Below are 24036 nucleotides of genomic sequence, written 5' to 3' on the forward strand. Positions count from 1 at the left end.
TACTTTTCCCATAATTCGGAACTGGAAGTATTTATCCATTTTTACAATTATTAGTTAACCGCTTTTTGAAAATTGACAGGTTGGATTTGTAGTATCTCTGAATTTAATAGTCAACATTGACGCCCATACTTAATAACTCCTGTATTTGATTTTGGTCAATGTTGTTCCCAATAACATCAGCAAATTCCAGATTTTCTAATTCAAAAAGTGGCGACAAATCTCTGATATTATTATTGGATAAGTACAAGTTTTTTAACCCGACCAAATTACTCAATGCATCAATATTCTCCACTTGGTTATCAGAAACATTTAACTCTTCTAAAAACGAAAGTGCTGATAAAGGGTCCAAATCAGAAATGAAATTGTCAGATAAATCAAAATTCTTCACGTGAATACAATATTCGGCACCTTTCAGATTATCTATTGCTGACGATGACAATTCTAATTCATCCATATCTTCGAGGTAATAAAATGGAAAATCAATGTCCATATTCTCGAATACCCTTTTTTTAATTGCTGTGTAAAAATTACATCCTTCCGTGGCTGTATTATATGATTCTTTTTCTTCCAAATTATCCACAACAGTAAATCCTTTTGAACTAAAATCCCACTCGTAAACGGGCGAATAATCAACGTCTTCGTAACTGTTTAAAGAACTGGCAATTTCATCAATGCGGGCAAGAAGCAAAATATGTGAAAAGCCCAGCAGTTTTTCGTAATTGCTTTGTTCGGCAAGTTGGTTAATTTCATTTACCTGAAGGGAACAGCGGTCAGGATGATAAAGCATCATAAACTTTGAAAATCCCTTTCCTTGCGTTGAAATTTCAATTTGCACCGAGTCGCTAATTATTTCTGCAATTTTTCTAAGTATTGAAAATTGCTGGTTTTTGTACAACTCAATTAGTGTAAGCGAAATCCGATTAAGGTTTTCAACGGTGTAGGCATTTAATAATTTCTTATGTAATTCGTTAATAGTCATCTTTATTCTATTACTAGCAATAATAATTTACAGAAAATTAAGGTCTTCTATATAAACCTAAACGATTGACGCACATACGAAATGGAAGTTACACAAAAATGGGAAAAAGGGAACCCAAATTTATGAGTTCCCCAACTAATAACAGGCTTAGAATTTTTTGAGGATTCCGAACCTAACTTGAACATAGTTTAATTCCAATGGCACATTTACTCCTTCGTTTTCGACGTCTCTGTTTAAGGCATTAAACTTTACGCCGGGTGTTAAACTCCAGTTTCTCCCCAGGTTAAATTCTAATCCACCGGCAAGTTGCCAACCTAATCCATGACCACTATCCATAATTATTTTTCCATCCGAGTTTTCAATTTCAATGTGGTTGTATAAACCACCAGCTCTCAAATAATACGAAAGAGGTGAATTACCCAATGGGTGTTTAAACTGTAGGCCAAGAATATAACCTGTTTCTTCAAAACAAACATCGGCCCCGGCAAACGAGTTGTCAGCTCCAAACAGGTTCCACCCCCAACCACCATAAAATCCGGTGTGCGGTAAAAACCGGTAATGAAAGACTCCTTCAAATCCAAATCCTGGATTTAAATCGGCATCATTTAATTTGCTGGTTGCAAACGATGCCCCACTATTTAATTCAAATCCCCAGCGATTTTCTTTTTCCTGTGCACTGCTGTATAGTGACAAGATAATAAGCACAATTGTTAAGAGTAATACTTTTGTTTTCATTGCTTTTCAATTTTCAATTAAATGTCGGTTCAAAAGTAAATAGCATCAGTGTGTATTAAAATAATAAGCTGCTAAACAGGTCGTTTTCAAGGTTGAACCTGTGAATTTGTACTTTGAGTCGGTGAATAAGCTTTCTGTCTATTCGCTTATTCTAGAACTGGTTTTTTTAAGCAAGAGGAGGATGAGTTTTCAAAGTAACTCTATTGAAAAATAGGGGTGTAGCTGTCGTTTGCAACGAATATTTTTGAATTAGTTATTTGAATTATTAACAGGAAGTGTTTCCATCATGTTTCCACTTGGAGGAATTTATGAGAGAGGATAAGAATTAAAAAGCTGATAATCAAGACTATTAAATTGTTGAAAATCAGCTGTTTGGTGCCCAGAACAAGACTCGAACTTGCACGGGAAAATTTTCCCACAAGGCCCTCAACCTTGCGTGTCTACCAATTCCACCACCTGGGCATTATTTTTTTGAACGTGCCTGCAAAACTATAAAATTTATTGAAACCTGATAGACTCGATTTGTTTTTTTACCGTGCGTTTCTGCTTATCGTTTTAATGGTAGGCTATTATTTGTTTCTTTCGTAGATTTCTTCTAATTCTACCTTTGTTATTACATCATCAACAACGGTTACCTTGTAATGCGATGTTTTTCTCACCTGTGGTGTAACCATCGGATCAAGCGTAAGTTTATGCTGGCTAATCTCGGTACTTTTCAGCATTTCAACTTTTTCAAAAATGTAAACATCACCGCTTTTTTTGTTAAAAACTGTTTTTGCTTCACCAAGTTCCTTCTCCATTGCCGACAACGGTTTGCCAATATATGTTTTTTGCAGCATTCGTTGCGAGCCGCACGACACCATAACAACTAAAGCAACAATAAATAATAAAGCTCTCATGTACTATAATTTTGCCTAAAGAAAACCAGAAAAATTAAATTGGCTGCGTTTTTAATCCTATTTAACGTTTTTGGTGTTAAAAAATGGTTGTCTTATTGTTATAACATAGCCATCATGCCAGTGATTATTTTTTATCTTTGCAGCGTGTTATACAACATGTTCTTAAATTAATAGTTCGCTGCAACATGATCCAATTCTTTAAAACTCAAAGTAACAGTATTATCGCAGTTTATTCTGCACAGCCCTTGGGCGACGAAAATACAGAAAAACTGGTATGGTTATTTTCCGGAGCCAAAAGTTTAAAACCTCAGCAAATCGATGGTTGGTTTGTTGGCCCACGTAAGGAAATGCTTACTCCGTGGAGTACCAACGCCGTTGAAATCACCCAAAATATGGGTATTGAAGGTATCCGCCGTATGGAGGAGTTCTTCGAGGTAGAAAATGAAAATGCAAAACATGATCCGATGCTTCAGGTTATTTATCAGGGGCTCGATCAACAGGTTTTTGCGATCGACAAAGAACCCGATCCGATTCTGAATATTGAAGATATTGCAGCGTATAACGAACAGGAAGGATTGGCTTTAAGCGATGACGAAATTCAATACCTGAATTCGGTGTCGAAAGAAATGGGACGCCCGCTTACCGATGGCGAAGTTTATGGTTTTGCCCAGGTAAACTCGGAACACTGTCGCCACAAAATATTTAACGGAGTTTTTATTATTGATGGAAAAGAAATGGAATCGTCGTTATTCCAGATGATTAAAAAGACATCGAAAGAGCATCCGAATAAAATTGTTTCAGCTTACAAAGACAACTGTTCGTTTGTTCAGGGACCGGTTGTTGAGCAGTTTGCTCCGAAAACACAAGATAAACCCGACTTTTTTGAAGTAAAAGATATTGAAACGGTTCTTTCATTAAAGGCCGAAACACATAACTTCCCCACAACAGTTGAGCCTTTTAACGGTGCAGCAACCGGAACAGGTGGAGAGATTCGCGACCGTATTGCCGGTGGAAAAGGTGCTTTGCCAATTGCCGGAACGGCGGTTTATATGACATCGTATCCACGTACCGAAGCACAACGTTCGTGGGAGCAGGCAACCGAAGAACGTGATTGGTTGTACCAGACTCCTGAAGAAATTCTGATTAAAGCATCAAACGGTGCCAGCGATTTTGGTAACAAATTCGGTCAGCCACTTATTACAGGATCACTGCTTACTTTCGAGCATTTCGAGGACTTTGTGAAATATGGTTACGATAAAGTAATCATGCTTGCAGGTGGTATTGGTTTTGGAAATAAAAAGGATAGTCTGAAAGACGAACCGGTAAAAGGCGATAAAGTGGTATTGCTTGGTGGCGATAACTACCGCATTGGAATGGGCGGTGGAGCTGTTTCGTCGGTAGCAACCGGTGAGTTTGAAAATGCCATCGAGTTGAATGCCGTGCAGCGTGCCAACCCCGAAATGCAGAAAAGAGCTTACAATGCCATTCGTGCATTGAGTGAAGCCGATGATAATCCGATTATCTCAATTCACGACCACGGTGCAGGTGGACACCTTAACTGTTTATCGGAGTTGGTTGAAACAACCGGAGGAAAAATCGATACATCGAAATTACCAGTTGGAGACCCAACACTTTCGCAAAAAGAAATTATTGGTAACGAGTCGCAGGAAAGAATGGGACTGGTTATGAAGCCTGAACATGTTGAATTGCTTCGTAAAATTGCTGAGCGCGAACGTGCACCGATTTACGAAATCGGTGAAACAACAGGCGACATGCAATTTACTTTCGAAAACTCAACGACCGGCGAAAAATCAATCGACTGGCAGTTGGGATACATGTTCGGAAATCCTCCGAAAACAATTATGGAGGATGAAACCATCGTTCCTGAATTTGACGAATTAGAATACAACTGGGAAGAAATATACGATTTGGTAGAGCAAACCATTCAGTTGGAGTCGGTGGCAAGTAAAGACTGGCTGACCAACAAGGTTGACCGCTCGGTAACCGGACGAATTGCCAAACAGCAATGTGCCGGCGAATTGCAATTGCCACTGAATAACTGCGGTGTAATTACACTCGACTACCAGGGGAAAGCCGGATTGGCAACAGCAATCGGTAACGCGCCGGTAGCCGCACTTGTTGATGCTGAAAGAGGTTCTGTGCTTGCAATTGCCGAGTCGCTGACAAATATTATCTGGGCGCCAATGCCTGATAAAATCAAAAGTGTATCATTGAGTGCCAACTGGATGTGGCCGGCTAAAAATCCGGGAGAAAATGCCCGTATTTACAACGCAGTAAAAGCAGCCAGCGACTTTGCCTGTGCCTTGGGAATAAACATTCCGACAGGAAAGGACTCAATGTCGATGACACAGAAATACAAAGACGATGTGGTTTTGGCACCGGGTACGGTTATCATTTCATCGTCGGGCGAAGTTACCGATGTGAAAAAAGTTGTTGAGCCGGTATTGGTGAACGACGAAAGCAAAGAGATTCTATACATCGACCTGTCGTTTATGGAACGTGCGCTGGGCGGAAGTGCTTTTGCACAGTCGATCAATAAACTCGGAAAAGTTGCTCCAACAGTTGCAGATCCTGCAAAATTTGTGACGGCATTTAATAAAGTTCAGGATCTTATCGAACAGGAACTTATTCTTGCCGGACACGATGTGGCTTCGGGAGGTTTGATCACTACTTTACTTGAAATGTGTTTCGCCAACGTAAAAGGCGGAATGAAAGTAGATGTTACTGCTTTTGAGGAAGAAGATCTGGCGAAAATATTGTTGGCGGAGAACCCCGGAATTGTTATTCAGTGTGCTGATAACGATGAGGTGAAAAAGCAACTGACAGAAGCAGGAGTTGAGTTCATGTCGTTAGGTTTCCCTGTTCCTTACCGTAAAGTGAGGGTGATGAACCGGACTATTGAAGCCGACTTTGATATTAACTCCTTACGCGAAATGTGGTTTAAAACATCGTATTTGTTAGACCGCAAACAAAGTGGAGAAGAAAAAGCGCTGGAACGTTTTAAAAATTATAAAGATCAGGCCTTAAAATTCAACTTTAAAGAGTTCTCAGGTAGGGCTGCAGATTTGGGAATTGACTTGAAACGCCGCACAGAATCGGGTGTTAAAGCTGCAATTATTCGCGAAAAAGGTGTTAACGGTGATCGTGAAATGGCGTACGCTATGTACCTGGCCGGTATGGATGTGAAAGATGTTCACATGACCGACCTGATTGCAGGACGTGAAACACTGGAGGACGTGAATATGATTGTTTTTGTTGGTGGTTTTTCGAACTCCGATGTACTTGGTTCTGCAAAAGGCTGGGCCGGAGCTTTTAAATTCAACGAAAAGGCACGCGTGGCTCTGGAGAAATTCTACCAACGCGAAGATACGCTGAGTTTAGGTGTTTGTAACGGTTGTCAGGTAATGGTGGAGTTGGGAGTTGTTTATCCGGAGCATAGCATTCAACCAAAAATGTTGCATAACGAATCGGGCAAATTCGAGTCGTCGTTCCTGAATGTTGATATCCAGAATAACAAATCGGTGATGTTGGAGAATATGGCCGGAATGAAACTGGGTATTTGGGTAGCACACGGTGAAGGTAAATTCTACCTGCCGTTTAACGAAGATCAGTACAATATTCCGATGAAATACAGCAACGAAGGTTATCCGGGTAATCCAAACGGATCGCATTTTAATGCCGCTTCCTTATGTTCCGACAATGGCCGTCACCTGGTAATGATGCCTCACCTGGAGCGTGCTTTCAAACCGCATCTTTGGGCAAATTACCCTGCCGATAGAAAAGCAGATGAAGTTGCACCATGGATTCAGGCTTTTGTAAATGCCAAAAACTGGATTGAAGAGAAAACAAAATAGATAATTGGTTAAGACCTAAAAAAGCCGCTTTTCTATTCAGAAGCGGCTTTTTTTATGAGGTAATGTGTCTATACTACAATCATTTTTTTACCGAGATCATCAGCAACTTCTTTCCCTTTAAACATTTCTACAATTTTTAGGGCAAAATGAATTGCTACTCCGGCACCTTTTCCGGTAACAATTGTACCACTTTGCACAACAGTATTTTCTGAAATTTCGGCACCTTTTAGTTCCGATTCAAAACCAGGATAACAAGTAGCAGTTTTACCTTCCAATAAGCCCAGATTCCCGAAAACAAGTGGTGCAGCACAAATGGCACCCAGTGGTTTGTCGCTTGCATGGAAATCAAGTATTTGTTTTTGTAAACCTTCGTGTGCCTGCAAATTTCGGGCTCCGGATACGCCTCCCGGAAGTACGATCATATCAATGTTGGTGTAATCAAGGTCTTCAAACATTGTATCGGCTTTTACCGTAATATCGTGGGCCCCGTTAACTTCCATCGATTTGTTCATCGATACAACATCCACATCAAATTCGGCACGTCTAAGTACATCAATAATACTTATGGCTTCAATTTCTTCAAATCCATCGGCTAAATGAACTGCTATTTTTTTCATGATAATCTATTTTAAATTACAATATTACCGCTTTGTCATCCTTTGCCCTTCATGTCTTACACTGACATTTTTCCTAAAAGAGGTGAGCGAATAGGGTATTTATATTTTATAAAAATAAAAAAAGGTCTTCAATTTTGAAGACCTTTTAAAAACCAATACACGTTTTATCTATTATTAATTTTCTGAATATTCATGTAAAGCCTTTTCCAATTTTTTACGTGTAAAAAATATACGGCTTTTAACTGTACCTAAAGGTAATCCCAGTTTCTCTGCAATTTCTTTGTATTTGTATCCTTCTAAAAACATGCGGAAAGGAATACGATATTCGTCTTCTAAAGCATTAATGCTCTTGTTTATTTCTTTTGAACTGTAGAACGAATCCGGCGCAGGATAAACTTTGTCTTTCGAGAACATTAGATGGAAATCGTTGTTTGAACCATCAAAGGTGTTCTTTGTTTTTACATTTCTACGGTAATCATTAATGAAGGTATTCTTCATAATGGTGTAAATCCACGCCTTGAAATTCGTGTTTTGCGTAAACTTATCACGATAAGTTAGTGCTTTCAGGAAAGTCTCTTGCAGAAGGTCATCTGCTCTTTCCGAGTCGGCAGTTAAACTTAGTGCGTAATAATGCAATTTTTCACTCAAACCGAGTAATGCGTTGTTAAATTGAATCTGAGTCATGGCGTTTTATTTTTAATTTGTCTAAACAAATTTAAGTCAAAGTTGTCTCTATTTGCAAATAAAACCTGATATAAGTCAGTTGATTCTATCTATACAGGATAAAGATTCTCTATTGTGGCTAACGCATTGGTAAGTTAAAGGTTACGAAATGCTCTGTTAAGTCTGTGTTTTCATCGCAAATACGTTTGGTCGTGGAAGTTGAAATAACAGTGCAAAGTGTATATTTGTCGTTCGAATTTGTGGCAAGATGAGTCGATAATCAATAAATACTAAAGCGTCTTGCCTAATAAAATTCAAACAGATACATAATGAAAAATTTAAATTTTAATCATGATGCGCAATCTGTTTTAACTTTCAGAGAGTGGGGAAGGAAGAACTATTCTTCTTTTCTAACTGTCAGGAAACAAATAGTTATTTCCGTATTATCGGTGGTGTATTTTCTATCTACTCCGATAATTACAATGGCTACTGTTCAAGATACTTCTGAAGTTAAAATGGAGTACGACCTCGATGAGATCGAGGTGAGTGCGCAACGAACACCTGCACTGTATTCGCAGGTGGCACGGATAATTTCCGTGATTGAGAGAAAAGAAATTGAGGCGGCACCGGCTCAGAGTGTTCAGGACCTGTTAGAGTATATTGCAGCAATTGATGTGCGGCAACGGGGAACTGAAGGAGTACAGGCGGATGTGAGTGTTCGCGGTGGTACTTTCGACCAAACCTTAATCCTGTTGAACGGCATCAACATCACCGACCCGCAAACCGGCCATCACAATTTAAATCTTCCGGTAAGTTTAGCCCAAATCGAGCGAATCGAGATTCTCGAAGGACCGGCTGCACGTGTTTACGGACCCAATGCTTTTTCGGGTGCTGTTAATATTGTAACACGTCAGTCGGCAAATTCTGAGATTTCAGCAGCAGTTTCGGGTGGTAGCTTTGGTTATTTCGATGGAAATTTATCCGGTTCGTTTTCAACCGGCAAAATGCAGCACATGCTTGCTTTTAACGGAAAACGATCGGACGGTTACACCAATAACACCGATTTTGATGAACTGAACGGATTTTATTCCAATCAATTGAATACCGAAAAGGGTGTTTTGAAGTTTCAGCTGGGCATTTCGGAAAAAGGATTTGGAGCCAACAGTTTTTACACACCAAAGTATCCAAACCAGTATGAAGCCACAAATACATTTTTCACTTCGCTAAAATGGGAAGGAAACGGAGCATTGCACCTCACGCCGGTGGTTTATTACAGGCGCCATCAGGATCGATTTGAATTGTACCGAACCGATAAGTATCAACCAACGAAAGATGGTTACAACGTTTGGCAGAACGATACTTTACCGGGATGGTATACCGGACACAATTATCACCTCACCAATGTTTATGGTGCAAACCTGAACTCGTGGGTAAAATGGGCCGGTGGAAAAACTGCTTTTGGTGTAGAATTCCGCCGCGAGCAAATTTATAGTAACACCCTTGGGTTGGATATGGACGAACCCAAAGACGTTCCGGGAGAAGATGCACAATTTACAAAATCCGATGACCGCAACATTGTTTCGGGATTTTTGGAGCACGCCTTATACATTCAAAACTGGACTTTCACTGCCGGATTGATGGCGAATTATATTTCAGGAAGCGATTTAGGATTAAATGTTTTTCCGGGAATTGATGTAAGTTATAATGTGTCGGATGCTGTTAAATTATACTCCAGTTATAATACATCATTGCGTATGCCAACTTTTACCGACTTGTATTATGATGGTCCGTCGAATATTGGTAACCCCGATTTGAAACCTGAAAAATCGGCCACTTTTGAAGGTGGTTTGAAATTAAATTCAGGATTGGTTCGTGGGCACGCCGTAGTCTTTTACCGTCGCGGAAAAGATATTATTGATTGGGTGAAAGAAGAACCGACATCAGAGGTTTGGCAACCACAAAACCTTACCGAAATAAATAATTTGGGAACGGAAATTCAGGCGCATTTGCTATTCCGCAATCAGTATGGAACCCAATATCCCAATGTACAAATCAGTTACTTATATAATAATGTTGAAAAAGGGAATGCTGATTTTGTATCAAATTATGCCCTGGATAACCTAAAACACAAACTGGTTGGTTCGGTGAGCGAGCAATTGGTTAAAGGTTTGCAACTCGATTTGCGTTTTGTTTTTCAGAATCGGGAAGGAACTTACACCCAGTTTGAAGATAAAATGCCAGTAGGAGAAGTTGCCTACAATCCGTTTTGGATATTCGATGGAAAGCTGAATTACCAACGCAATAAGTTCACCATATTCACTTCGATAAACAATATTTTCGATAAACAATACAACGATATTGGTAATGTTATCCAGCCGGGCCGATGGTTTAAAACAGGTGTAATCTATAAAATTGGATTTAATTAAGTTGATTTAACGCTTGATTTAAGTTCTTAAAAATTAATATTTTGAGCCGGGAGTTTAAACCAATAGTAAAACTCCCGGCTTTAACTATCTATCTCTTACTTTTAGGAATCTACAAAAATTGTATCTTCGCCGAAAATTAGATAATCATGTTAAAAGGGATATTAGCAATTTCAGGACATTCGGGACTTTTCAAAATGGTTGCCGAAAGTAAAAACAGCATTATTGTTGAATCGTTGGATACAAAAAAACGTATGCCGGTTTATTCAACCGCGAAAGTATCGGCATTGGAAGATATAGCCATTTACACTTACGATGACGATGTGCCATTAAAAGATGTTTTTAAAGCCATTTCTGACGCAGAAGAGGGAGGAGCATCAATTTCTCCTAAATCTTCAGGAAATGAGTTGAAAGCCTATTTTGAAAAGGTATTGCCAGATTACGATCAAGATCGCGTTTATGTTTCCGATATCAAAAAAGTATTGGTATGGTACAATGCTTTGCAGGAAAAAGATATGCTTGATTTCTCAGAAACGGAAGAGGACGAAACTACAGAAGAGCAGGCAGATTAAAACAATTTGTAATTGTTAACAGCTTTAGGATTTCTGGGCGAATCGTTTTGCTCTACAAGAATATCAAAAAGTTTTGCAGTGGCCAGTGCATCGCCGGCAGCGCGGTGCCGGCCATTAATTTCAACCCCCAATTCAGCGCATAATTTGCCCAACGAGTACGATTTATGTCCCGGAAGCAATTTGCGCGACAACTTTACAGTACACATTGTCTTCCGATGATAATCGTAACCTAAACGTGCATACTCTTCTTTTATGAACTTATAGTCGAAACTTGCATTGTGGGCAACAAAAGTGCGCCCCACGGTCATCTCAATAATTGTTTTTGCCACCTGGTAAAATTTTGGAGCCGTTCTTACCATCTCATTATTTATCCCGGTTAGTTCGGTAATGAAAAAAGGGATGTCCATTTCCGGATTGATAAGGGTAGAATAGGAATCGGTAACCTCTTGTCCATTGTGCTGGTAGATTGCAATTTCGGTGATTTTACCGTTTTTATAACTCTGTCCGGTTGTTTCTATATCGATTATTGAAAACAAAATGTTTAATATCTTGAATTATTTGAACTTAAATCTTTAAATTTGTAAAAAATATTCTTAAGCATGAAATTAAGACATGTCACTTTTTTTGATACGTGGAAATTAATTTCTAAATTGCCCTTAGAATTCAACAAACAACAAAAATAATTTCAAAACTATGAAAAAATTTACTCTTTTCTTATTTGCATTGGTTTTATCCTTTGGAGCTTCCATTGCACAAAATTCCGATAATAAATGGGCCATTGGTGTAGGACCTGGTATTGACTATAACATTGAAATAGACCATACAGGTATACTCGGTAATTTTTATGTTAGCCGCTATCTGAGCCCAAGGTTCGATTTAATGCTCGATAACAGAATGTCTTTCTCCGATCCTGGGATTGATGTTTTTGCATCATTGTTAAACCTGCGCTTAAAACTGTATAACGATGATATGGCTATTCAGCCTTACCTTTTTGGTGGTCCTGGATATATGTGGGATAACGATGAAAGTGATATCACCTTTGACTATGGTGCCGGAGTAAAATTCCCTGTGAGTGATAAAACCTCTCTGTTTCTTTCTGCTTCATATGTTAATAGCATTGAGGGATGGCATGCAGGCGAACCGGAAATGGGTTGGACAGACGAACATTTTATGGTTACCAGTGTACTTGAATTTGCTTTGGGTAAACCAAAAGACGAAGATGGTGATGGTGTAAAGGATAGAAAAGACGAATGTCCTGGTACGCCTCCTGGAGTACAAGTAGATGAAAAAGGTTGTCCTATCGACACTGACGGTGACGGCGTTCCTGATTATAAAGACGACTGTCCAAATGAGCCTGGAACAGCTGCTTTAGCTGGTTGTCCGGACAGAGACGGTGACGGAATTGCTGACAAAGACGACGAATGCCCTGATACTCCTGGATTGGCAAAATTTAATGGCTGTCCTGATACTGACGAAGACGGAGTACCAGATCCAAAAGACAAGTGTCCTGACACACCAAAAGGATGTCCTGTTGACGCTGACGGTTGTCCACTTGATTCAGACGGCGATGGTGTAATTGATTGTGAAGATGATTGTCCAACGGAAGCAGGTCCTGCATCAAATAACGGATGTCCTGACTGGGTAGAGCTGGATCTTTCAAACATCAACTTCGATTTTGATAAATCAGAGCTGAGACCTGAAGCAAAAGCAGAATTGGATAGACTGGTTCAAACTTTGGATGCTTCTAAAGAATACGAAATTGTTGTTGGTGGGCACACCGATAATATCGGTACCGATAGATATAATATGGGTCTTTCTGAAAGACGTGCACAAGCAGTTGTAAAATACTTACTTATGAATGGTGTGAACAATGCTTATGTAGGATCGAATAATTATGGTGAGGAAAAACCACTGGTTCCGAATACTTCAAGTAGCAACAGACAGAAAAACCGTAGGGTTGAGTTTGAAGTTGCTAAAGCAAGGAAATAAAAATTTAACTAAAAGATATGTGAAAAGCTCTGTCATTTGGCAGGGCTTTTCTCGTTTATGGCTGTAATATATTATATTTGCGATCTCAAAAAATATCAGCTTTATTATGAGTATTGAAAGTTTAATTCAGAAAGCAACCGTAGAAGCAATAAAGTCTTTATACGGAGCAGATTTACCTGAAGAGCAGGTACAGGTTCAGAATACCCGAAAAGATTTCGATGGCGATATCACCGTTGTGGTGTTTCCTTTTTTACGATACTCAAAAAAAGCACCAGAGCAAACGGCCGAAGATATTGGAAAGTATCTTGTTAATACTGTTGAAACGGTAGAAAACTTCAATGTTATAAAAGGTTTTTTGAATTTAGAGATTAACCAAAATTATTGGCTTGAAGTGCTGAAAAGTAGTTACGATAATTCGGATTTTGGATTAAAGCCGGTAACCGATAATAGCGAGTTGGTTATGGTTGAATATTCATCGCCAAACACGAACAAGCCACTTCATCTTGGCCATATCAGAAATAACCTGTTGGGATTTTCTATTTCTGAAATATTAAAAGCCAATGGTAAAAAGGTGGTAATGACCAACATTGTTAACGATCGCGGTATACATATTTGTAAATCGATGTATGCCTGGCAACAATGGGGCCATGGCGAAACTCCTGAAAGCTCGGGAATGAAAGGCGACCACCTGGTTGGAAAATACTACGTTGAATTTGACAAACATTATAAAGCTGAAATTGCTGAACTGGTTGAAAAAGGCATTCCAAAAGAAGAAGCTGAAAACCAGGCTCCTTCAATTGTTGCTGCCCGCGAATTATTAAGAAAGTGGGAAGCAAAAGATGAAGAGACAGTTGCATTGTGGAAAATGATGAACAACTGGGTGTACGTAGGTTTTGATGTTACTTATAAAACACTTGGAGTTGGGTTTGACAAAATTTACTACGAATCGGACACCTATCTTGTAGGAAAAGAAGAAGTATTGAGAGGCCTGGAAGAAGGAACTTTTACCAAGCGTGAAGATAATTCGGTATGGGCTGATCTTACCGCAGATGGTCTCGATAAAAAAATACTTTTACGTAGCGATGGTACCTCGGTGTACATGACCCAGGACATTGGTACGGCCAAAATGCGTTTTAACGATTATTCGATCGATAAAATGGTATATGTGGTGGGTAACGAACAAATCTACCATTTTCAGGTTCTGGCAATTTTGTTAGACAAACTAGGATTTAACTGGGGAAAAGATTTGTACCACTTTTCGTATGGAATGGTTGAGCTACCATCGGGTAAAATGAAATCGCGTGAAGGAACTGTTGTCGATGCCGATGATTTGGTAGAAAACATGGTTGAGGTGGCTCGCGAAATGTCGGCAGAGTTGGGCAAGCTCAATTCTCTGACAGGTGAAAATGCTGAAGATACCTTTAAAATGATTGCCCTTGGTGCATTGAAATACTTTATTTTAAAAGTAGACCCACGTAAAAACATGATGTTCAATCCTGAAGAATCGATTGATTTTAATGGAAATACCGGGCCATTCATTCAGTACACTTATGCACGTATAAAATCAGTTTTGCGCAAGGCTGCCGATCAGAATATTACCATCGATGAAAATGTTACAGTTGAATCTCTTTCGTCAAAGGAAAAAGATTTGTTGAAACGTATTTCGTTGTTTCCTGCGGCGGTGGAAGAAGCTGGCGACAATTACAGTCCGGCGGTTATTGCTAACTACTGTTACGAACTGGTAAAAGAATTTAACCAGTTTTATCACGATCATTCAATACTTGGAGAAGGCAACGATGATATTAAAAACTTCCGTTTGGTGCTGGCATCGGCGGTGGGGCAAGTGGTGCAGAACGGCATGGCCTTGCTGGGGGTTGAAATGCCGGAAAGAATGTAGAATCAAAATAAGGAAATAAAAAAGGAGGCCATCTTCAAAGCCTCCTTAATGTCTTTGCAATTGGATGTTGCACTTCTGATTTAATGGTTGAAAGAGGTTTGCACTTCCTTCCTTGTCCACTTATATATTCTGAAAAAACATGAAAGGTAACCTTTAAATTTTGAGAGAAGTTACTATTTATAAACGTTCTAATTGAAAGGTTTTGGAGATTAGGGGGTTACAAAAAATCCCCCCAACGCTTTATTAAAACGTGTTTACAGCTTTCAGCAATTAGAGAATCGTTTACTGCGTTTTTAACTTTTGGATCAAACTCATCAGCATAAAGCAGCGTATATACTTCGTGTATGGATAGGGCCTGTTTTTTATCAATCAGTTGAATGACGTCTCCAGGTTTTACATGGCCGTTTTTCAATATCCTGACATAAACTCCTGAAAAGCCGGAATCAATAAATTGGCGCACAATATTGTTGTTATCAAATCTGAATTGAAGTTTAAAACAAGGTTGGCGTGGTTGGGTAACCTGTATCAAGGCTTCTCCAATTTTGTACGTGTCGCCAATATTTATTTCCTTTTCGTTCAGGCCTTCTACTGTAAGGTTTTCGCCAAACATTCCCCAGGGCATTTCTAAGTTTGGGTAAAGTTTTTTCCAATAATTGTAATGGTCAGCGGCATACAAATAGCAAGCTTTATCAATTCCTCCATGATGTTTTCTGTCCATCACATGGTCGTGTTGTACATCCTCTTTTCCAAGGCTTATACCTTTCCCGACAGCGTATTTGTATAAGCCAGTTGTTACTTCTCTACCATTCCACTCAATAGTTTTTGGTTTGGCAATATTTGTTGAGATGATTTTCATTGTTTTGTCATTTCGAACAACGTGAGAAATCTATTTCAAGTTAAATGCAAAGAAACAGATCCTTGAATCATTCTTCCTTGCCTAACGGCAGGCAGGCTTAAAGATGACCAAATGAACTGCTAACTGAGACTGTCAACTGATCAAGCGATTTTCCGTTCTTTTTTAATATTCTCGTAGGCTTGGTTAACTTTTTGGAATTTTTCTTTTGCAGCATTCTGAACCTCTTCTCCCAGGTTGCTTACTTTATCAGGATGGTATTTCATTGCCATACGGCGGTAAGCTTTTTTCAATTCTTCTTCGTTGGCCGAGCGTTCAATTTCCAGGATCTTGTAGTCGCTATCGGTGTTTGGAACAAACATTGCCTGGATAGATTCAAAATCGTTATTCCCGATGCCCATTTGATTGCAAATATGCGAAATCAGCTTTTGCTCTTCCACATCAACTTCACCATCGGCTTGTGCAATACCAAACAGAAAATGAACCAGCTGGAGGCGAGCCGAATAGTTCATATTTGACTTTATCTGTTGGCAAACTTCATTTACCGGGATGGTTTGATTCAACAGGTCGCGCAACATTTTTACAGCTTCCTGTGCCGAGTCTTCACCAAAATTATGCACCATAAATTTCTTTACATAATCGAGCTCTGATTTTAGCACTTTCCCATCGGCTTTCATTACTGCGGCAACCAATACCAAAAGGCTCATTACATACCCGCCGGTAGTTGTTCTGCCCGAGTAGCCTGTTCTTGTTCCACGTTTTACGGCTTCTTGTCCACCATCAATCATCGAACCTATTGTAAATCCTAAAATTGCTCCCAGCGGGCCGCCAAATGCCCAGCCAAGGCCTCCGCCTATCCATTTACCAAATTTTGCCATGTTCTTTTAGTTGTTTATCAATTTCTATTATCTGAGGAATGAGTAATGTTTTGTTATCGTTTTTTATTTCCAGTGAAGCGAGTTTGAGTTTTTGCTCATCGTTCCATTGTTTGTTTATTCGTTCTTTTACGGCTTCAAAAGTTGAACCATCTCGCTGAACAACACGATCAATTCTCATATTTTCAGGTGCAGTTACCACAATGGTGTAGTCCATCATTTTATAGAATCCACTTTCAAAAAGAATAGCCGCTTCATGAATAACATAGGGACTGTCTCGCTGATCTGCCCAGGTCATAAATTCTTGCCTTACTACGGGATGGATTAAACCGTTTACTTTCTGCATCTCTGTGCTATCTGTAAAAATGATGCCAGCCAGTTTTTTTCGGTCAATTGTGCCGTTTGGTGAATAAATGTCGGGACCATAGCAGTCAATAAGTCCGTTTTTTATTTTCGGATGCGAATTAACCAATTTTTTAGCCCATGTATCAGCCTCAAAAACAGGAGCTCCCAGTAGCTTGAAAACTTGGCAAATTACCGATTTCCCACTTCCAATTCCTCCTGTAATCCCAACCTTTAAAGTCATATGTCTTAATAAGTTTCAATGAGGTATTCCACCGATTCGGGAGTAAAGCGTGTGATCTTAACAAAAGAAGGTTTCTCTGTTATTTTCACCGTTAATCGGCTTTCGCTGTCACGAATAGAAGCATAATCAACGATAGCCCGAAAATCAGCATCCGAAATATTATCGAATTGACTCAGTCCTACGAGGCAATTCAAAGTAAGTTCCGAAGGGAAAAGTTTGATCTTCACATCGGCAGGTTTATTGATAACCTGTATAGGAAGGCGAACTTGTTTTTCCGTATATTTTTCAACTTCAATTTGCAAAAGTACCTCTGCCGGAACAATTGTGGTGGTTTCGGAATGTCGCAGTTTTATCTTGCGGTTTATCGCTTTATCCACTTCTTTGAAGGTACGTTTTTCAGTTAAAAGAAAACGAACTGTGTCAACCACTGATGCCGGGCCGGTAATTTTAACTTCCGCAGGTTTTACCTGTACCGAATTTTTCAGATTGAACTGCGGTTTAAAATTAATTGAAATATTTGCTTTTACCGGAACCGTTTTGGTTTTTAAGCTATCGAGCACAATTCGTATGATATCAGGATTTACCTGTTGAAGGCTTATTTCGCTACTTATCTGGCTCGAAATACGACGGTTTAAAGTATTGGTTGCTACCATGTAGGTACCATTGTTCGACTCCAGATTTCGGGTAATATTTGTTAGGTTTAAAATAATAGGCGAATAGGAAAAATTTAGTTTATGGCGCAAAAGTGTAAATCCATGAGCATCAACTTTTAAATCGAGTTTTTCGGGAGGTTTGTTGGTTAAGAACTGGCGGTTGGGTGGACTTACATACCGAACCGGATAGGAAATGGTTGTGGAATAATCTTTTTCCAAAGCATTTAAAAACCACAGGACTGTGGCAATGAATAGGCATATAAAAAAAACGACAACCCGCTTGTCGTTTTTAAGTTGCTCAAGTTTTAAATAGCTTGCTATTTTTTCAATGTTCTTGTTCATTCCTATAAAACAGTAAAATTAACGAAAAATAGCAATTAATACCGACATCAAAAACGAAGCTTGCAAAATTCCTCTAACAAGCTTCGTTTTTTTTAAATTGGAAAGTGTATTACAAGTTCAAAAATGCAATTCAGTTTAATTTCCCGGGATACTGGAAGTTAAAGGTGTGTAATTCGAGTCATCAATAACAATTGTATTTCCAACTGAAATATCGCGGGCAGAGAACAGTCCTAATATACGCCTTCCATCGTTAGAGTGTAAGTTACTCGGCACATTTGCCGGTGGTACACTAAAAGGGCTTCCTGCCCAGGTTTGGTCGCTCAGGCTCCAATAAAAATCGTAAGCTGCTTCCGAAATTGATAGCTGTTCAACTACAATTGTATCTCCCGGATGAAGTTTTTTGTCCTCCTCTTCGTCTTCCCAGTCAAGGAGTATAAGCATGTCGTAAATATAATTGCCGTCTACCAGTTCGTCGCTGGCATAAGCCAGGTCTTCACCGTCGTTTAAAAACTCACCGTTTATATAAATATCCCATTTATAATAATGTCCCAAACCGGGTGTTTCCTGCGAATTAATGAAAATACCCAGGTACTCATAATCGCCACGGTCGCTAAGATTTACTTTAACCGTATCGAGTGTTTCAACTTGCTGTAAATACTCCTCTCCGGTAATAATTGTACCATCCGGAGTTGTTATTGTTAAGGTATAAGTGCGGCCCGGAACTCCCGGATAACTGGTTCCTGAAGGAAGTAAATAAATTCCTGTAGACCCCTGTTCTTCGAGTGTTACTGTATTTGGCGAATCGGCATTATCGCTTAATTGAACCACGGCATTGTTGATCACCGGGTTTTGTGCCGTTTGATTTACTGCTAGCGAACGTTCTAGTTTTACGTAAACATTGTTTTCTGCTTTTGTATTGATGTACGCTTCAACGGCTATCAGGTCAATATCTTCTTCGTTCAGCTCAACATCAACCACATCTTCGCAGGAGGTGAGTGCAACGATAGCAAATAGCAGAATGATAATTCCTTTTATTATTTGTGCTGTTTTCATGACTTCTAAAATTTAACGTTGTAAGTGATTGATGGGATTGGAGCTCCGATAATTGACAAACGGACAAATTCTGTTTGATTAGGATTATCTTCGTTTTCGCCTGGAGTAATTGAATAGGCATTTCGTCGCCCGTAAACATTGTACACCGAAACATTTATCGATTGTTTAAAACGTCGGTTCTCATTCTTTTTAAAATCGTAGGTGAACGACAGGTCTAAACGGTTGTAATCCGGAATTCGGTTACTGTTTCGGGCCGAATATTCATAAACCTGATTTCCCTGAACATTGTATTTCGCAACGGGGTACGATGTTGGATTACCGGTTGCATAAACAAAATTTGTTGCAAAATTCCATCGGTCATTTAATTGGTAACTCGCCACCAGCGAAAGATCGTGTGTGCGATCGTACGACGATGGGTAAGGATTTCCATTGTTTATGCCAGGAATTTCGCGTTCAGTTTTCGACCAGGTATAACCCACCCAGCCGGTAAATTTTCCTTTCGATTTTTTCACCAACGCTTCCAATCCTTTCGATTCGCCCGAACCGTGCAGCAGCTCGGTTTCAATGGCATCGTTCAGAAATAGTTCGGCTCCTTCAATGTAATCCAGCACATTTTGCATGTCTTTATAATAAATCTCAACCGATGTTTCCCATGTGTTTTGCTTAAAGTTTCGGAAATAACCAAGCGATACCTGGTCAACTTTAAGTGGCTTTATGTATGTACTCGATGGTAGCCAGATGTCGAGCGGAGTAGGAGATTGCGTGTTGGAAATGAGGTGCAGGTTCTGTACCATCCGGTTGTATGATCCTTTTACCGAACTGTTTCGGTCGAGCGTGTATTTCATACTTAAACGCGGCTCCAGGTTCACAAATGCATCCCCAATTTTATCCTTCTTTCCGTAGCTAATCGTTTCTATAATCTCATTTTTATCGGGGTTTTCCGGATCCAGATATATATTTACTTCGCCTTTACCAACTTGTTGAAAATGGCTTAAACGTAAGCCGTACTGCACCGAAAAACGATCAGATATCTTCTGTTCGTTCGAAAGATAAACCGAGCTTTCCATTGCATTGTAGTGGGCCAGTTCCATATTGGAAAACATTGAATTGTCTCCGTTAGTGGTGATCTTGCCCGGACGGAATTGATGTTTGATCGTATTCACCCCAAACTTTACCGTGTTTTGTGGATTCGCAAACCAGGTAAAATCTGCTTTCCCATTGTAGTCTTTTATTCTCGATGACCAGTTGAAATTATCGGCATTTTCTCCGGGAACGCCAAGATTGTAATCGTAGTTGGAAAAGATGGCCGAAATATTCATAAAAATCTTATCGCCAAAAATGTGATTCCAGCGGGCGGTAGCAGTGGCATTTCCCCAATGCATATACATTGATTCGCCCAGCTCAAAAACATCTTCGCCCATATAACCCGAAAGATAAATGCGGTTATTGTTGTTGATAACAAGGTTCGATTTCCCATTCAAATCGTAGAAATACATGGTGTTTTCTTCCAGTTCTTCCAAACCGGCTGCTTTACCCAAAATATCGTAATAAGTCCGGCGTCCGGCAAGCAGGAAGCTCCATTTGTCTTTGATGATCGGTCCTTCCAATGTCAAGCGGCTGGATAGGTTTCCTATTCCGCCATCGAACCCAAACTGTTTGGAGTTGCCATCCTTTTGTCGGATATCGATTACCGACGATGCTTTTCCTCCGTATTGGGCCGGAATACCACTTTTGTACACCTGAATGTCTTTAATGGCATTTGAGTTAAATACCGAAAAGAAACCCATAAGGTGCGAGGCATTGTAAACCGGTGCTTCATCTAAAATCATCAGGTTTTCGTCGGGGCCACCACCACGAACGTATAGGCCCGAACTAGCTTCGCCGCCACTTTGAATTCCGGGTAACAGCTGAATGGTGCGGATAATATCCACTTCGCCCATAAATGCCGGAAGTTTTTGAATGGTTTTAACCGGAAGTTTTTCCATTCCCATTTCAATACGTTCAACATTGGCATTGGCAGCTTCGCCGTTTACTACGATCTCTTCCATTACTTCGGTATTTTCTTCTAACGAAAGCGAAATATTAAGACTTTCACGGGCATCAATTTTTTGTTTAATGGTTTGGTACCCAATAAACGAAATCTGAAGCGTGTAGCTTCCTTCGGGAATTGTAAGCGAGTAAAATCCGTAGGCGTTTGATGCGGTGCCTTGTTTCAGTTCTTCAACATAAACCGTAGCACCAATCAGCGCTTCTCCGTTCGAGGCGTCTCTGAGGTAACCACTTAAAGTAATGTTTTGCGCTTGTACTGCAACTCCAATAAAAAGGAGAAGGAGTAACATCATTGTTTTCATCATTTTTTGGCTTTATTTCTGTTTGTTTTCTGTTCCGGATGCTTGGCTTTGCATCCACATTGTTTTCTAGCTCCAACAAAAATAGTACATCGCTTAAATCTGTTTTCTTAAATTCGACCAATTTACGTTTTTAGTCGACAAGCGATACGATTCCATATTTTTGCCGTTTTCTACAAGTACTGACAGTAAAAAATGAGAAGGGTTACAATGATGGGAGTTTTTTTTATTAATGCTGGATTAAAATCTGCTGCGAGTGCATAAGCCCGTTGGAAGTAACAGTTACAATATAATAGCCATTGATGAGGTCCTGAACAGGAATACGTTCATTACTATAGGTGGTTTTATATACCTTTTTTAGCTGACCATTTAAATTCTGAATTTGTATGCATAATTGCTGGTTATATTTTAAATTGGGCTGGAAAAACTGAAACGATTCAGAAGCAGGATTGGGAAAAATATAGGCCGATTGGGAAGAAAAATGGCTGGTTATATCGCGCCAGTCGCGAATGCCGTTGTGGTTTGAATCGGTTGGTGAACAATTACTGGCCGTTGAGTTTTGCCAGTTATAGCCTTTAATCATTTGGTCAAAAGCATCATCGAGCCCATCGTTATCATAGTCAGAAAACAGGAGTTGAATACCAGCCTTGCCATCTGTATTTAGGTTGAATGCCTCAACCAAATCACTTCTTCCATCTGCATCCGAATCGGTGTCTAACATATCAGGTATTCCATCTCCGTCGGTGTCCACCGGGGTGTAGCAAGTTCCTCCCATTTCCAGATCATAAGCATCGTCCCATCCATTTTTGTTGGCATCAATGTTTAAAGGAGCAATGTAGTTGTGTTCATTTTGCCATTCAATGTTATCGGTAATTCCATCGTTATCACTATCAATGTCGAAATTGTTTGGAACACCATCGTTATCCGTGTCCAGCCCCATTCCATCCAAATTGTCAGGAAGACCGTCGTTGTCGTTATCGCGATCAGCAAAGTTTGGCACCTCGTCCAGGTCTTCGTTTTCTGTTATTTTAATAAATACATTTCCCAAAGCTTTGTACTCATTTTCGGTAAGTTCTTTAATGTAATACTGAAAACTTATGGTATCTATAGAATTTGAAGGTAGCTGCAAACTAAAGTTGCCATCTTTATCCATTAACAAAAATGCCTCTCTCGGCGAAGCTGCAAATAAGATCTCTATTTTATCTCCATTCGGATCATAGTCATTTACCAGTACATTTCCGGTTACTGTCAAGTCGTATCTGGCAACATGAATAAATGTATCGTTTTGTGCCACAGGTGGAACACTCCAACCATTTTCGAATGTAGTAAGTTTCGGTGCTCCCTTACCATTAAAAAGAATGAATAATAACAAAACGAAGAGGGAACCTGATTTCAATATTTTGCCCCGTAATTTCAATTGAGTTTGTTTACGTACAATTTAGACATATATGGGGGTATGCATTAATGCAAGAAGCTGAAATTGAGGGTTGGGAGTATTGGTTTATGGGGATTGTTTTGCCTAGAAGGAATAAGTGTTATTGCGGTACTAATGCGCGTTTTGCACTTGTGGTAGCGTAATTGCCGAGGGCTTGCTAAGAAATTATATTTTATGGGGTCTGATTCTTCTATTTTGATTGTGATGAATTTCGAATAATCAGTTCTGTATTCATCATTATTGTTTCGAAAGTTTTGGGTTTCACTTTACCATTTATTTGTTTAATCAAAAGCTCGGCTGCTTTTTGGCCCATTTCAAAACCGGGCTGTTTTACTGTTGTAATTGATGGTGTTACCAATTCGCTGAAGGGTTCGTTGCTAAATCCCACAATAGCAATTTCTTCAGGCACTTTTATTCCGGTTTCATTTAAATGAATAATGGTACTTAAGGCTGTTGTGTCGTTGGCACAAAAAATAGCGTCAGGGCGTTGTTTTCCGGCAAGTATTTTTTTTATGGCATTAAGTCCGTCTGCCCGGGTAAGACTGTTGTGTAGAATATGATTTTCGTTTATCTCCAGCCCGGCATCGCTAATTGCTTTACGGTAACCGGCTTCTCGTTTGGCATAGATTTGCAGGTTGAGCGGTCCTCCAATGTGGGCAACTTGTTTCCTCCCTTGTTCAATAAGGTGCTGAGTGGCCCGGTATGCACCACAAAAATCGTCGACAACAATTTTATGTGCCGGTATTTCATCAACAATCCGATCAAAAAAGACAAGCGGTATATTTCTTTCCGAAAATAGTTTCAGGTGATCGTACGACTGAGTTTCCATTCCAATCGACACTATTAATCCATCAACACGGTTAGAATATAAAGTGTGCGCAATGTTGCATTCTTTTTTAAGATTATCGTTCGATTGTGAAATTGTAACTGCAAATCCTTGCCTGTAAGCAACATCTTCGATACCGGAAATTACAGATGAAAAAAAGTGCCGATTTATTAACGGAACAATTACGCCAATGGTATTGGTACGTCGGGTGCGTAAATTAGCAGCCATTACATTTGGGCGGTAACCCATTTCTTTTGCCGTCTTTTTTATCTTCTTCCGGGTTGCTTCACTAATTAAAGGATTATCTTTTAATGCACGTGAAACAGTAGAGGCTGATATATTTAGCTTTTTGGCTATATCGTGAATTGTAATCTCAGATTTTTGCACTTTGGTATTTTATTTAACGACAAAGTTAA

Annotated in this window: 19 protein-coding genes and 1 tRNA gene; 5 read left to right on the forward strand and 15 right to left on the reverse strand. The window is 39.6% G+C overall.

What is annotated here, in order from left to right:
• Positions 1–103 precede the first annotated feature (103 nt).
• The 4 genes from G0Q07_RS06820 to G0Q07_RS06835 form a co-directional block, all read right to left on the reverse strand.
• Positions 104–979, reverse strand: a complete 876-nt coding sequence (locus G0Q07_RS06820; protein WP_163345375.1) for a leucine-rich repeat domain-containing protein — start codon at positions 977–979, stop codon at positions 104–106.
• 147 nt (positions 980–1126) lie between these two features.
• Entirely contained in the window at positions 1127–1714 is a 588-nt protein-coding gene (locus tag G0Q07_RS06825; RefSeq protein ID WP_163345376.1) for an outer membrane beta-barrel protein, read from the reverse strand.
• 373 nt (positions 1715–2087) lie between these two features.
• Positions 2088–2176 (reverse strand) — tRNA-Leu (locus G0Q07_RS06830).
• Positions 2177–2283: 107 nt separating this feature from the next.
• Positions 2284–2613 carry a hypothetical protein gene (locus tag G0Q07_RS06835; protein ID WP_163345377.1) on the reverse strand — a complete coding sequence of 110 codons (330 nt, stop codon included), beginning with the start codon at positions 2611–2613 and terminating at the stop codon, positions 2284–2286.
• Between the two features lie 185 nt (positions 2614–2798).
• Between G0Q07_RS06835 and purL the strand changes: the two genes are divergently transcribed.
• On the forward strand, positions 2799–6488 hold the full coding sequence (purL, locus tag G0Q07_RS06840) for a phosphoribosylformylglycinamidine synthase (RefSeq protein ID WP_163345378.1): 3690 nt from the start codon (positions 2799–2801) through the stop codon (positions 6486–6488).
• 68 nt (positions 6489–6556) lie between these two features.
• On the opposite strand, the gene G0Q07_RS06845 is transcribed toward purL, so the two are convergent.
• Together G0Q07_RS06845 and G0Q07_RS06850 are read right to left on the reverse strand one after the other, a co-directional pair.
• The gene (locus G0Q07_RS06845; RefSeq protein WP_163345379.1) at positions 6557–7105 is read right to left on the reverse strand and encodes a DJ-1 family glyoxalase III; all 549 of its coding nucleotides are present in this window, start codon (positions 7103–7105) and stop codon (positions 6557–6559) included.
• A gap of 174 nt (positions 7106–7279) precedes the next feature.
• Positions 7280–7789: an RNA polymerase sigma factor gene (locus G0Q07_RS06850; RefSeq protein WP_163345380.1), complete on the reverse strand. Its 510-nt coding sequence runs from the start codon at positions 7787–7789 to the stop codon at positions 7280–7282.
• A 308-nt stretch (positions 7790–8097) separates the two neighbouring features.
• Here G0Q07_RS06850 and G0Q07_RS06855 point away from each other — a divergent pair, with 308 nt between their 5' ends.
• Positions 8098–10194: a TonB-dependent receptor plug domain-containing protein gene (locus G0Q07_RS06855; RefSeq protein ID WP_163345381.1), complete on the forward strand. Its 2097-nt coding sequence runs from the start codon at positions 8098–8100 to the stop codon at positions 10192–10194.
• 146 nt (positions 10195–10340) lie between these two features.
• Positions 10341–10763: a DUF5606 family protein gene (locus G0Q07_RS06860; RefSeq protein WP_163345382.1), complete on the forward strand. Its 423-nt coding sequence runs from the start codon at positions 10341–10343 to the stop codon at positions 10761–10763.
• Here the strand turns inward: G0Q07_RS06860 and G0Q07_RS06865 are convergent.
• Positions 10760–11299: a 3'-5' exonuclease gene (locus tag G0Q07_RS06865; RefSeq protein WP_163345383.1), complete on the reverse strand. Its 540-nt coding sequence runs from the start codon at positions 11297–11299 to the stop codon at positions 10760–10762. The two genes, G0Q07_RS06860 and G0Q07_RS06865, sit on opposite strands and share 4 nt — an antisense overlap.
• Before the next feature lie 157 nt (positions 11300–11456).
• Here G0Q07_RS06865 and G0Q07_RS06870 point away from each other — a divergent pair, with 157 nt between their 5' ends.
• Entirely contained in the window at positions 11457–12752 is a 1296-nt protein-coding gene (locus tag G0Q07_RS06870) for an OmpA family protein (RefSeq protein WP_163345384.1), read from the forward strand.
• 106 nt (positions 12753–12858) lie between these two features.
• Positions 12859–14649, forward strand: coding sequence for an arginine--tRNA ligase (gene argS / locus G0Q07_RS06875; RefSeq protein ID WP_163345385.1), 1791 nt, complete (start codon positions 12859–12861; stop codon positions 14647–14649).
• Positions 14650–14866: 217 nt separating this feature from the next.
• Here the strand turns inward: argS and G0Q07_RS06880 are convergent, their stop codons facing one another.
• The 8 genes from G0Q07_RS06880 to G0Q07_RS06915 form a co-directional block, all read right to left on the reverse strand.
• Complete coding sequence (locus G0Q07_RS06880; protein ID WP_163345386.1) at positions 14867–15505, reverse strand: MOSC domain-containing protein; 639 nt, start codon at positions 15503–15505, stop codon at positions 14867–14869.
• Between the two features lie 140 nt (positions 15506–15645).
• Positions 15646–16380 carry a TerB family tellurite resistance protein gene (locus tag G0Q07_RS06885; protein ID WP_163345387.1) on the reverse strand — a complete coding sequence of 245 codons (735 nt, stop codon included), beginning with the start codon at positions 16378–16380 and terminating at the stop codon, positions 15646–15648.
• Positions 16364–16963, reverse strand: a complete 600-nt coding sequence (gene coaE / locus G0Q07_RS06890; protein WP_163345388.1) for a dephospho-CoA kinase — start codon at positions 16961–16963, stop codon at positions 16364–16366. Before coaE ends, G0Q07_RS06885 begins: the two co-directional genes overlap by 17 nt.
• A 5-nt stretch (positions 16964–16968) precedes the next feature.
• Complete coding sequence (locus G0Q07_RS06895; protein ID WP_163345389.1) at positions 16969–17958, reverse strand: YbbR-like domain-containing protein; 990 nt, start codon at positions 17956–17958, stop codon at positions 16969–16971.
• 135 nt (positions 17959–18093) lie between these two features.
• Positions 18094–19011 carry a DUF4249 domain-containing protein gene (locus tag G0Q07_RS06900; RefSeq protein WP_163345390.1) on the reverse strand — a complete coding sequence of 306 codons (918 nt, stop codon included), beginning with the start codon at positions 19009–19011 and terminating at the stop codon, positions 18094–18096.
• A 5-nt stretch (positions 19012–19016) separates the two neighbouring features.
• Positions 19017–21365: a TonB-dependent receptor gene (locus G0Q07_RS06905; RefSeq protein WP_203532691.1), complete on the reverse strand. Its 2349-nt coding sequence runs from the start codon at positions 21363–21365 to the stop codon at positions 19017–19019.
• Positions 21366–21588: 223 nt separating this feature from the next.
• Positions 21589–22776 carry a T9SS type A sorting domain-containing protein gene (locus G0Q07_RS06910; RefSeq protein WP_163345391.1) on the reverse strand — a complete coding sequence of 396 codons (1188 nt, stop codon included), beginning with the start codon at positions 22774–22776 and terminating at the stop codon, positions 21589–21591.
• Between the two features lie 208 nt (positions 22777–22984).
• Positions 22985–24007: a LacI family DNA-binding transcriptional regulator gene (locus tag G0Q07_RS06915; RefSeq protein ID WP_163345392.1), complete on the reverse strand. Its 1023-nt coding sequence runs from the start codon at positions 24005–24007 to the stop codon at positions 22985–22987.
• Positions 24008–24036 lie beyond the last annotated feature (29 nt).

The sequence above is a fragment of the Draconibacterium halophilum genome (assembly GCF_010448835.1).
GTDB lineage: Bacteria > Bacteroidota > Bacteroidia > Bacteroidales > Prolixibacteraceae > Draconibacterium > Draconibacterium halophilum.